7 protein-coding genes are annotated in these 13,268 nt (G+C 42.7%); all 7 read right to left on the bottom strand.

The window, feature by feature from the left end; translation table 11 throughout:
- Positions 1 to 7 precede the first annotated feature (7 nt).
- A complete protein-coding gene (locus ID165_RS01875; protein WP_192348714.1) occupies positions 8 to 1,078 on the bottom strand; it encodes a sensor histidine kinase in 1,071 nt (356 codons plus the stop codon).
- Positions 1,079 to 1,119: 41 nt separating this feature from the next.
- The gene (locus ID165_RS01870; protein WP_192348713.1) at positions 1,120 to 2,523 is read right to left on the bottom strand and encodes an efflux transporter outer membrane subunit; all 1,404 of its coding nucleotides are present in this window, start codon (positions 2,521 to 2,523) and stop codon (positions 1,120 to 1,122) included.
- 10 nt (positions 2,524 to 2,533) lie between these two features.
- Positions 2,534 to 5,701 (bottom strand): efflux RND transporter permease subunit, encoded by a 3,168-nt coding sequence (locus ID165_RS01865; protein ID WP_192348712.1) that lies wholly within the window; start codon positions 5,699 to 5,701, stop codon positions 2,534 to 2,536.
- 17 nt (positions 5,702 to 5,718) lie between these two features.
- Positions 5,719 to 6,816 (bottom strand): efflux RND transporter periplasmic adaptor subunit, encoded by a 1,098-nt coding sequence (locus ID165_RS01860; RefSeq protein WP_192348711.1) that lies wholly within the window; start codon positions 6,814 to 6,816, stop codon positions 5,719 to 5,721.
- Between the two features lie 281 nt (positions 6,817 to 7,097).
- Positions 7,098 to 7,532 (bottom strand): JAB domain-containing protein, encoded by a 435-nt coding sequence (locus ID165_RS01855; protein ID WP_192348710.1) that lies wholly within the window; start codon positions 7,530 to 7,532, stop codon positions 7,098 to 7,100.
- Positions 7,533 to 8,596: 1,064 nt separating this feature from the next.
- Positions 8,597 to 12,187 carry a hypothetical protein gene (locus ID165_RS01850; RefSeq protein ID WP_192348709.1) on the bottom strand — a complete coding sequence of 1,197 codons (3,591 nt, stop codon included), beginning with the start codon at positions 12,185 to 12,187 and terminating at the stop codon, positions 8,597 to 8,599.
- Between the two features lie 71 nt (positions 12,188 to 12,258).
- Entirely contained in the window at positions 12,259 to 13,221 is a 963-nt protein-coding gene (locus ID165_RS01845; protein WP_192348708.1) for a type IX secretion system membrane protein PorP/SprF, read from the bottom strand.
- Positions 13,222 to 13,268: the final 47 nt, after the last annotated feature.

The raw sequence follows: 13,268 nt of genomic DNA, 5'->3' as shown, positions 1-13,268 counted from the left end.
CAAACTATTAACTCAGCAAAGGTAATCCAACTTCAAAGCTGTTTGCTTTTTCCTCAATTACAGGGACTTTATCCGATAAAATCCCATAGCGGTTTATAATATTCCTTAGCCCCAGTCCGGTTGTCTGCAAAGGGTTTGCTATACGCTGTAAATTATTTTTCACCCACAAAAAACCCGTTTCCCTATCCACGCTTATACTGATCTGCAAGGGCATTGCTTGGGTGGCTCTATTATGTTTTATAGCATTTTCAATCAAAAGCTGTAAACCTATCGGCGGAATATATCTTCCTGTAAACTCCTCAGGAACATTCATATCAATACGGACGTTTTCGCCATGCCGAATAAGAATAAGATAGTTGTATGATTTTACAAAAGTGATTTCTTCCTGCAGGGTAACCAGATTTTTTTTCAGGTTGATAATCATATAGCGATATACCTGCGAGAGATTATCGAGAAACCGGTTGGCAATTTCTTTATCTTCATTAATCAGTGCTGACAGCGTACTGAAATTATTAAACATAAAATGCGGGTCTAATTGCAGTTTTAAGGACTGCAGCTCAGACTGCATAGCCACTTCCTTAAGCTTCAGGGTTTTTATTTTAAGTTCGGCAGTTTCAGCCATGGACTCTTTCCAATATTCAAGCAAAGAGTATCCTGTGTGAAAAGAGCTTACAAAAATGGATACAATAAGCCCACCCACGAAAAACTGCCAAATACTTATCGTTTCTTCACTGTCCAACGGTGCTCCATATTCTTTGGTATAGTACAGATGTTGAAGATATAGCACAGCTGTAGCCACGGAAATGACCAAAACCAGCTGCACCCCAATACGTAACATCGGGGTGTAGTTCCATGACAGCTTCTTATCCAAGAACTTGGATATAAAAACACTTGCCTCAACAATAATCCAGGACTGCACCAAACCGATAAGAATTTCCTCCATTAACTCGGGGAAAAGCATCTGGCCAAATCTACCCAGAAAATCTCCAAACGGATTGATTAAATAGTACAGCAAATAAACCAGTATAAATACCACAATTACTGAAACGGGTTTGATCAACCATTTTATCGATTTCATATTCTTCAATGCCAACTATTAAAACGGCAGGAACACACCCGTCAATTCCACCCTCCCCCTACCGCACGGTAAAGTTCAATTTTATTCACTATCTGCTCTCTTTGCAATACCGCACTTTCCAAACTAGCCTGTAGGTAATTGCTTTCAGCCGTTATAACTTCCAAATAATTAACCATTCCATTTTTATACAAAACCTCTGCGGTTTCTATTCCCTCTCTCAGTTCCCGCTCCCTTAAATTATTATGACCGGCTTGTTCTTCCAATTTTTTCACTTTCATAAGCGCAATTGAAACTTCTCCATAAGCATCCAACACTGCTTGACGGAAATCAGTTACCGCTTTCTCATAGTCAATTTCCGCCTGCTTTCCCTGCAGTTTCAAAACACCTCTGCTAAAAACAGGCTGAGTGACACCACCTGTCACAGTACTGAACAAAGAAGCCGGAACAGAAAACCAATTACTTACTTTCAGTGAATTCAGACCGGCCTGTGCCGATAAACTAAGGGTTGGATACAAGGAAGCCTGGGCCACACCAACTCTTGCGTTTGCCGAGCGAAGGTTTAGTTCCGAAGCTAGCACATCCGGGCGGTTTGACAGTAAAGCCACTCCGTAATCCATATTCATACTGTTGAGTTCGCCGTCGGTTTGTTCCTGTCTTTCTATGGCGGACGGGAAATTTCCGCACAGGATGCTGAGGGCAATTTCTTGCATGGAAATATCCTGCTCTATCTGTGATTTTAACACCTTCACCTTTTCCAGTTGTGCAGTTGCCTGTTGTATCCCCAGGGCATTGGCATCTCCATATTTATACAGCATGCGCATTATGTCCAACGTATTTTCCCCTAACTGCATATTCCTTTCGGCTACAGAAAGTTGATTATCCAGCATCAGCAGATTGTAATATCCCATGGCCACATCTGCCACCAATCTGGTTTGGACTGCTTTTTCCACCTGCTGCATTTGCAAATACTCAGAGATTGCCGCTTCTTTCTGTCTTTTAATTTTCCCCCAGATATCAATTTCCCAGGCAAGCCCCATAGAAGCGGTGAAATCCTGTGTATTGGTACTGGAAGTAAATTCCTGTGCAGATATTCCAGCCAAACTATTTTTGGAAGCCCTACTTCTGTTGGCATTGATTTGGGCATCCAGTTCCGGCAGGTAATTCAGTTTTGTCTTTTTGAACATAGCTTCCGCACTTTCGATGTTCTTAATTGCCACTTGTATACTGCTGTTTTTTTCAATGGCATGATCAATAAGCCCAACTAATTTTACATTCTTGAAAAACTCCTTCCTATCCAAAATGACCGTGTCTTTTCCCTCTGATTCTACCGTACTGAAATGGGTTGGTGTACCAATAGTCGGCTTCCTGTAATCTTTGGTCACAGTGCAGGAAACCATTGCTGCCACCATCAATAAAATGGTCAGACTATTTTTATATTGCTTCATGGGCGAAATTTCAGTAGTTCTCATCATTAAAAAGGTCTTCTATCTGCGGCTTTCTCAATGGACTAAAATATTCCTGTAAACTTTGAAAAAGAACAAACAAAACAGGGATAATGAATAGCCCCAGCAGGACGCCGGAAATCATTCCGCCTGCCGTACTGATACTTATTGACCTGTTGCCGACTGCTGATGATCCGCTTGAAAACATCAACGGGGTAATACCTGCCACGAATGCAATCGAAGTCATTAATATTGGGCGGAGCCTATGCTTCGAACCTGAAAGGGCTGAACGGATTAACCCCATTCCAGTTTGACGGGCCTGCAACGCAAATTCTACAATGAGAATAGCATTTTTGGCAAGTAAGCCGATGAGCATAATCAATCCCACCTGCACATAAATACTGTTTGTTAAACCGGCCACTCCAATCGCCAGATAAACCCCTAACAAACCTGTAGGGATGGAAAAAATCACAGCCAAAGGCAGCAGATAGCTTTCGTATTGTGCCGCCAAAAGAAAATAGGTAAACAGCACACAAAGTGCAAAAATGAAAACCATTTGATTGCCGGACTCTTTTTCTTCCTTACTCAAACCTGTCCATTCGTAACCGTAGGATTGGGGCAGTTTTTCTTTCATAATTTCCTCCGCCACATCCATCGCCTGCGTATTGCTATACCCATCGGCGGGAAGAATATTCACCGAAATATTATTGTACAGATTATACCGGGTGATAAGTTCGGGTCCATAAACTTTATTCAGGGTTACCAACGTATTGATTGGAATCATGGTGCCGCTGTTACTTTTAACATAAACTTGGCTTAACGAATTTTCATCGGCACGGTATTGCCCTTCTGCTTTAATATTTACCCGGTAAAATCTACCGAAACGGATAAAATCACTCGCCTGGCTTCCACCGTAAAAAAGTCCGAGCGTATTCATGACATCTTTTGGCGTGGTACCGAGCTGATAGGCTTTATCTTCGTCAAGTTCAATTTCCAGCTGCGGAAAATCATTTCTGAACATCGTAAATGCAGAAGCAATTTGAGGCGATCTGTTGAATTCCGACAACAGGCTTTCCGCTACTTCTGAAAACTCGTCAAGACTGCCGCTCATCTTATCCTGAAGAACCAATTCCGCACCGTTGATACTCCCGAACCCCTCGACAGGCGGAGATCGGAAAATGCTCAACTCACCTTCTTTTATTGCCTGAAGCCGTCCGTTCATTGCAATTACAAGCTGATCCATATCTTTTATATTCCCCCTGTCTTTTGCCTCTTTTAACCGTATGAAACCAAGACCATAAGACGGTCCCGAGCCTCCGCTGATGATATCAAATCCCGATACGCTTGTCACCAGTTCCACCTCCGGCATTTGCCCGAAAGCACTGTCAATCCGGTCGATCACTTTATTGGTATAATCCGTATTGGTACCGGATTTCAATGCCAAAGAATAGGTTAAAAAACGGTCATCCTCTTCAGGGATAAAAGATTTGGGGCTGTTGTCCATCATCCAAATGGAAAAAACGGTTACCAAGCCCAAACCTGTCAGGGCCAACCACTTCTTCTTAAGCAACCATTCAACAGCGTGAATGTAGCGACCGGTCATTGTGTCAAAGCCGGCATTAAAAGCCGTAAAAAAGCGTTGTTTAAAACACTGTTTTACTTTTTTTTCACCGCTCTTGTGATGTGTGTCCGTAAGCAGAAGTGCGCAGAGCGCAGGGCTAAGTGTCAGCGCATTCAGTGCCGAAATAAGAATGGCAATGGCCAAGGTAAAGGCAAATTGTTTATAAAATATCCCTGCCGGTCCATCCATAAAACCAATCGGTAAAAATACTGCCGACATCACCAACGTAATCGAAACAATAGCACTGGTTATCTCTCCCATTGTAGCGATGGTAGCCTCCTTTGCCGGCAAACCTGTCTTTTTCATTTTTGCATGGACAGCTTCTACCACTACAATGGCATCATCTACTACAATACCAATTGCCAACACCAAAGCGAAAAGCGTAAGCACATTCATCGTGAACCCCAGCATTTGCAGGAAAAAGAATGTGCCGATAATGGCTACAGGCACGGCAATGGCCGGGATAAGTGTAGAACGAAAATCCTGCAAAAAGAGGAAAACCACTATAAACACGAGTACAAATGCTTCTATAAAGGTGTTGCGAACCTGTTGAATGGATTGATCCAACCGTTCTTTTACACTCTGGATAATATTGTATTCAATTCCTTCGGGGAAACTTTCACTAAAGTCTTCCAGCTGCGCTCTCACTGCCGTTTCAATCTCATTTGCATTGGATCCACTGGCCTGTTGGATACCGATCACAACAGCCGGAAAGCCATTTTCCTTGTTGTCACTTCCATAAAATGAGGCACCTAACTCAATCCTTGCCACATCTCTCAGGCGGAGCATTCCTCCATCGGGATCGGCTTTAATTACAATCTTCCCGAAGTCTCCTGCGGTATTCAACTTCCCTTTATACTTCATCGTGTATTGCATCGGAGCATCCGACTCTTCTCCCAATTTCCCCGGTGAAGCTTCCAAACTACTATTGGCAATGGCGCGCTCTATATCCTGCGGAACCAGACTATGCACGGTCATTTTTTGGGGATCTAACCAAATCCGCATGGCATAATCCTTAGAACCCAATATCTGAACATTTCCAATTCCGGGGATACGCTTCAGACTGGTGATAAGGTTGATTTTGGCATAGTTCTGCAAAAAAACCTCATCGTATTTAGTGGTATCTGTACTCGTAATATCAAAGTACATAATGCTGCTGTTCTGCTGCTTTGTAGTGGTAATCCCTGCCTGTACGACCTCACTTGGAATAAGGCTGTTCACCTGTGCCACACGGTTCTGAACATTTACAGCAGCCTGATCAGGGTCAACCCCCTGCTTAAATACGATCCGTAAAGAAAAAGAACCGTCGCTACCTGCCGAAGAGGAGATGTACTCCATGTTTTCCACCCCATTAATCGCATCTTCCAAAGGGGTAATTACTGAGCGGATAACACTTTCACTATTGCCCCCCGGATATGAACCCGATACATTCACAGTTGGTGGGGCAATATCCGGAAACATAGTAACCGGGATCCGTTGCATACTTACTAAACCCAGTAACACCAACACGATGGAAATTACGGTTGCCAAAACAGGCCTTGTAATAATTTTTTTCAGCATCTTAAAATAGTGTGTAGTTACTTCTCAGGTGTGATTTGTTCACCTTCCTGAATGAGGTTTAAATCTTTGGCCACAATTCTATCCCCCGGGTGAAGCCCTCCGATAACAAGGTAATTTCCGCCACTTTTTCCACCCACATCCACTGCTACACGTTCAGCTTTGTTATCATCGGTCAAGCGATAAACAAAAATTTTGTTTTGAACATCTAGGGTTGCCAAAACAGGAATTAAAATCACATCCTTATATTTTTCGGGTAAAACAATCCTACCGGTATTTCCTGAGCGCAAAATATTTTCTTCATTGTCGAAAACTGCCCGCACACTGATGGCCCCTGTTGCTTTATCAAACTGGCCATCAATCATCTGTATTTTCCCTTGCTTTGCATACGTATTTCCATCGGCAAGAATGAGCTGAACGTTTGGCAGAGCCATGACTTTATCCTGAAAAGATTTGGCTTCACTTCGCGAGATAAAACGCAGGTAATCCTTTTCGCTAATTGAGAAATAAGCATATACCTCGCTTACATCGGACAAGGTCGTCAGTGGAATTGCATCCCCTTTGGACACCAGATTTCCGATTCGTTTTGGAATACGTCCGAGGTAGCCTGAAACAGGTGCTTTTATCAAGGAAAAATCAAGATTAACCTTCGCTGCTTCTACCAAAGAACTGTTTTGGGCTACCAGTGCCTTGGCATTCTCAAAATTGGATTCAGCAGCTTTAAGTTGATAATCGGAAACCACCTTAGTACTGCTGAGGTCCCTGTTTTTTTCGAGTTCTAAAGCAGCATTTGCAAGCATTGCTTTAGATGCATTTAAGGATGCTTTTGCCGAATTAAGCTGTTCGATCAGCGATCTGTCTATGATTTTAAACAAGGGCTGTCCGGCTTTGACGTAACTACCCTCATCAACGAAAATTTTTTCGATGTAACCATCCGCCTGCGAACGGATATCGACAATCACCTTTCCTTCTATACGTGCCGGATAATCAGTATCAACGTGCGCATTTGACAGCTGAACCTGTAAAACAGGCAGTAGCTTAATTGCCTGCTGCTGATCACTGCCTTCGGTATTGCCACAACTTGACACAAGGAAGCAGGCAGCTATTGCTATCCACATAAAAAACGTTTTGACACAAGCCATACTTTTGTATTTATTTATGGCCAAAAGTGGTAATTATTTAAAAAGCACCATGCGGTGATATGCTCGAAACGGAAGAAAAGGGAGATGAAACGTCTACGTGAAATGATGAGGTTTTGGTGGTGGAAATACTTTGACCAATCTGAATAATGCAATATCCACCTAAGGAAAACGGAAATTAAAACACCATAATTATACAGCATTAAACGGTTTGACCTTTTCGAAATTCAATTAAGCTTCCTTCTAATAAAAAAGGAGCCCTAAAGCTCCCAATCATCCGCAAAGGAATGATACCCTTCGGCAGTAAGGATCAGATGATCCAGCACAGGAATATCCAGGATCTTTCCCGCTTCCTTAGCCCGTTTGGTCAAACGCTTATCTTTCTCTGAAGGTATCAGATTACCAGACGGATGGTTGTGGGCAAGTATGACAGAACTTACATTGGTTTTGATTGATGCCGCAAAAACAAGCTTTACATCCACCACAGTCCCTGCTTTTCCGCCCGAGCTGATGGTTACGATCCCGAACACCCTATTGGCTCTGGAAAGCAGCATTACTTTGAAATCCTCAACAAACTCAATTCTATCTTTCTCCCAGATTGAGGAAAGCACTTCATACACCTGCCGGGATCCGCAGACACATGGCCGCAGCGAAGCTTTCACTTTCGCACTATAGCTAAGCTTGATCTCAGCCACTTCCTACAAATCAATTTTTCCTTCTAAAGCATCCATAATTATATGTGTTTATAATCGATTAATTATGGTCACATGCCCGCCTGTCGTCGGACAGGGAATCTCGCAAATAGCTAATTATCACTGTGTGTAACATTGTCATCATCCTCGATTTCTTTTCGTTTTGGTGAACAATGAATTAGGACACCCACACAGGTCTTGGGAGAGATAAGACCATGAGGAAAAGGAATAAATAGCGCAGTGAAGCAAGCGGCTTTATGCCGGAAGCTCATGGGCGCATCGAGCCCAAGGACTAACTTTGGAGGAATTCAGGGATAAAAAAATCATCAAATCATCCGACTAGATAGAAAGATTTTCGATGGTAGAATAAGAAAAGAACAGTTTAACCAGGCGAAAAAAGTGTGGTATCAGGATGAGGCCACTCTGGTGCTTTCACTGAGTGATAGCTTTCAGGTAACAATGTAAATATCAACAGCTTTACACTGCGGGGGATTTCATCATCTCCTTTACAAGCAAGAGTGTATGAAGCATGACGGATCCCAGTTTCAAGGAATAGTTTTCCTGCCGGATGTTTATGTAGAATGGATTATTGAACTCGAATTACACACTGAAAAATGAACTGAGACTGCTACGAACCCTTATGCAAAGTCCGGGTTTAAGGAGTAAGAGCCAGAAGGGACGAGTTGTTGGAAAAGGCGATAGAGATAGCTTGGCAGTAACCTGAGCTGAAGAATTTAAATCGGGCATGCTGAAAAACGCCAGTAACAGATTAAAAGCCATCATTTTCAATGATTAACCCATTTTTCTTGCGAACGGTTTTTCAGCAGGTCAAGCTTATTGAAGACAATAGCTCTTTATCCACGCATCAGAAAATCCCAAAATCGGGATTTACAAGCCAGCCTCAGCCATACCATCTTCTACGTTGGCCTCATTCGAGGTATACCCATATATCCTCACTCGGCCACCTTTAGCCTGCCGGCAAGCAAGTCCGTCATACCTGAGACTTATATAGCAAGCCCTAGCTTGGAATAGCCGAAGCTTGCAGCCCAAACAAGAAAATCTGTTTCTTACCTCAAAACTTCATAAATCACTTTAAATTTCAGCTCCTCTACACCATAGTTTTTCGGGTTTTGCCCATCTTCTGCCTCATCATAGTTTACCAGCGAGAGCGTGGATTGAGCACTTGGGTAGTAATCTCTATAAGGCCTTTTGTCTTGCTCGAAAGACTCCACCAAGTCAAAATCTGACAAAAATGCGCGCAAAATTTTATCATTTTCTGAAGAGATCGGTGCAGTAGATACACCTCCATTTTCATTTTCCCGTTCAGAAGCATCATATGAGCCGTTCCAGGACTGTACCTGAAGATTAAAACTGGATCCCCCATCCTTTCCGGTTAAGTTGTTTTGGCTGCTGATCGAAGTGAAGAAGTAGGGAGTTCCCTTTTGATCTCTGACGATAGATTCTCCCGAATGCCTGATGCCAAAATCGAAAGAAGCATGCGATTCCCTGAGTTTTATATTGAGAAACTCGATTCCGATGATGCGGTAGAACTTCCAGTTTTTTGTCCCTTTTTTACCACTTTCTATCTCATCAAACCTAAACTGAGCCCTACCAGTTTCATTGAACCGTTGTAGGATAAAATCACCATTGCTATTTTTATCATTTTCAACAATAGTAACAGTCATACTTGGGGTTTCAATAGTCCCTTGCCCCTCCTGAGTATCTGTCAACAGCGCAACACCCAATCTGTGGAATTGACTACGAAGTACTTTTTCAAAAAGCAGGTTGTAAGCATCCACATCCATAGAACCTGGATTTACGCCCTCACTTTGCTGAGCAACATCCTCAATAAAACTTTTTATTCCATGCTGAATCGGATCTATTCTTCTAAGGAACCGGTATTGATAAGATTTGGTAAGGTAATAGCATTCCTGCATCAACAAAGCCCAGGATTCTTCCTCAATTCTCTGTAGAATAGACCTACTACTCGGCAGAAGACCGTGTTGCTCAGCTTCAACTCGCTGGTCGTTGAGTACAGACCATTGCACCAAAGAATTATTGATCCGCTGCACTCCCTGACTTATGCGCTGCTCAAACCAAAGGAGTCTATCTACCAAAGGCAGCTTCAGCTTATTCATAGCATCGATGGCCTCGTTGATTTTCACAAATTCCTGCTTGTATTTGGAAGCCATTATTTTTTCAAATTTGGCTTTCACTTCAGGCGAGTCAGGATCAAACTCCACCATCATTTTTTGGATTCCTGAAGAAACTCCACTCAGCCCAGTAGTAAGTCCCTTTAAAGCCTTCCCGGCATTTTCCACATTCTTCTCCCTTTTTGTTCTTTTTTCCTTCTGGATCTTCAGTCTGCCTGCCAACTCTTTCTTTTCGATATTAAGTTCTTTTAGCCGTTGGCTGAGCCTGTTTTTATCCGCTTCCCGAAGATCTTTGCTGTGATCTATTTCAGCCTGTAGTATATCTAGGTTACCAAGTATTTCTACATAGTCTTCGGTATGGGAAAAATCCTGTTGAGCATTGCTGGCCAGCCCGTCAATTACTCTTACCCGTTCATGAAGGATAGCCAATTCCTGGTCTGAAAACTTATTGACCACCGCAGCTTCAGCGGCAAGTCTATCTGCTTTTACAGCCTGAATATCCCCCTCAAATTGATTTAATTCCTTGGTTCCGCTGGTGACTTCTTTAGTTAGACCGGAGTTTGCATCCTTGCTGATTTTTCCCTTATTATCATTGACAAAAGTTGAGAGTTCTCCGGTAAGTCCAGTTGCAAAATTCAATCCTTCCGTCAGTGGATTTTCAGAATCAATGTCGATTTTACCAATTTGAGACAATACACTACCCACGGCCCCTACATAAGGCTGACCTACAGGAATCATGACACAAATCCCCGCTGCTATTTCAAAAGCTCCGGTAAACAACGCCTGAGCTCTTTCTTTTTCTTCAATCTCCAAAAGTATTTTAGCCTTAAGTGCACGAAGTGCGGCTAACTGTTCAGCCACTTTACTTTCTACCACGAACAACTCCTGTTTGATTGAAGGAAGTGCTTCGAAGGCAGCTACAATATTTCCCTGTGCGGCTTCCATTCCCTCTCTTAGTTCATTTACCGCCCATTCCAGATTTTTTGCTTTCAGGCTGTTCTCGTCATCCTGTTTTAAGAGGGTATTGGCGAAATAAATAAGCTGGGCTAAATCCCTTCTGGAACTATTAAGGATTTTCAAGTTGGAAAGCGCTGACATGCGAGGAATCCACCCTGGAGGATAGCCGTAAAAATCCAGGTTTTGGTTAAGCCTGCGGTGGTATAATTCCACCTCACGAATGAGAGAGGATAAGTGCATGTCATCCCTTAGAGTTAGGGGGATCGTATCTATCGCAAGAGCATAATGATCTAAAATCCACTGAGCTTTATTTCGATCGCCATCTCTAAAGTGTGTTTTGGCATAACCTAACATCGTTTCCAATAAAACTGGACGCAGCCAGTATTGTTCGCTGTTCGACGGGCCCAATTGCAGACCGTCTTTACCATTTACACCATCATTCCCTTTGGCAGACAAACCATATTCGGCAGGTAACTTTTTTGCAATGGAAACCTTAGGTTCATATTTCAACCGATCCTTATTCCATAAATAGTTGATGTCTTTATGCCAAATAGTAAGGTCAATATGATAAAACGTGCTTTTTTGAGCAGGAGGTTGAGATTCTATCTTTTTAGAAAAGCCTTTTTCACCGCCCTTTTGCTGAGAGGTAACATCTTTTTCGGATTTAATATGGTCCAACATGAGTAAATCACCTGCGTCTCCACCATCTCCTCCGTCTCCTGAAGCATATGCATCAGCTCCATTGTCCTGATTAGGTAAGTCAGCATCACCAACAGTAACCTTTTTCTCTCTCTTCTTTGTATCCAACCAGCCAAGGTTCACTGACCAAATACTCGCAAAGTAAATTTTCGTTTTATCAATTCCACTAAAGTCCGGCCAATCCCAGTTAGCCAAGCCTCCTTTTATTTCATCATTGCTCATGGCCTCTGTTTCTATTTTTGACCATGATAAAGGAAATTCATCGTTATGCTTTACGGTGTAATACCCACCTAGCTGGCCATCTTGGGCTTTACCTCCATCCAAAATAAAGGCTGGGCCTGATTTGCGCTTATTTTCAATTGAACCACAAAGAAGCGTAATATTTCCACCTCTGTGACCATCTGCACCGGCTGCACTATTTCCCTCAGTCCCTCCTGTTGCATAAGGCTGCGGATTGGATTCGGGAGTTGTTATAATTTGGCCTTTCTCCTCAATGATCAACTGCCTGCAACCAATAGTCACATTCGTTTGTGGAAACTTTAATTCCCTATTAATGATAATGGTATCAGCGTACAAAAAAAACCGCTCTATATTTTTATTCCCTAGGATGGAATTCAGTTTAGAATCCGACAAGTCCTGCGAAAAATTGAGAAATAATCCCGTGACCATAACCTCCTTAGTGGCCACATTTCTGATGTGGTTGAAGAAGGCTCTTTTACCGGGTATACCTTTGCTTCGAATGGAAATATAGTTTTCCATATCGGTCTTGCTCATTGAGAGCAACGGGTTAGCTCCTTTTTTAATAGGGTCCAAACTTTCGTCGATAAGTCGAATTGTTTCTGTAGTCATAATTAAACAGTATTAAAATTGAAAAAGAATTTTTCTATTGGAATATAAACTTTAAGTCCATAGCATTAAGCCTACCACATCATCACTTCCTGAGACCCTGTTCCCACATTGTCTCTAAATATATTGAATACCGCTGTGAATTCATGGGTATTGCCAGGAAGGTTGTAACTGGTGGCATTTGGAAACTCGTACAGATAGCCTATTCTTAAGCGCTTGGTCACGATGCCCAACTGGGCATTGGTAGCATAATCGATTCTGTGTCCAATTCCCAACCAAAGCCTGTCCATCAGCAAGGCTTTCAAATTGAATTCTATATTGTCGCCCTGATTCTTCTGTGTGCTATACATCCCATTCAGTATTACAGCCACATTATAACTTATTGCACTTCTGTACCCTGCCTGAAAAATGGAGCTTGCAGGATAGGCTTCCATGAATTCATCCCCTGAGGTGATCCTTCCACCGTTTACCCGATGGATACCATAGGAAAAATAGTAGTTTGCGTGCGTCAGGGCAATACCCAGATTGAAATCCACCACCTCCATATTCGAAAACTGTCCAATATACTGTCCCAGTGTGGGATCATTCTGTTCTTCTGTAGTCAGGGCATTGCCATCCAACCGGATGCTCTGGTAGTTCAGCCCTGCTCCCAGTCTGAGGTTATGCTTTTCTGTCAACCTGATCCTGCTTGCGTAACCCAATGTGAGTTCTGTCTCCCGGAATGCCCCATAGGTATCGTGCAGCAGATTCACAGAGACAGCATTTTTCCCCATCAAGGCAGGGTCTACTTCTCCTGCCAACTCCCCGAAATCAAGTTCAGTGCTGAAAAAGTAGGTTTTTGGGGCACCGTCCACCCCGGACCACTGATTACGCACAAAACCCCTCACTGTGGAGCCTTCATATCCTGTCAGGGCAGGATTATAGTAGCTCTGGAAAAAGTCAAAATTGGAAATGTATTTCCTCGACTGGGAATAGGAAGAGCCGACTGATGCAATGAAAAGCACTGCGGTAATCAGGTGTTTTATGTATTGTGTCATCTGTAATTAATTAAAAATCCTAAAAAAGGGAAGCCGGCCGTTATCCA

Source organism: Algoriphagus sp. Y33 (genome assembly GCF_014838715.1).
Classification (GTDB): Bacteria; Bacteroidota; Bacteroidia; order Cytophagales; family Cyclobacteriaceae; genus Algoriphagus.
Note: the sequence above shows the minus strand (reverse complement) of the source record. Positions and strands in the feature narration are given on the sequence as shown.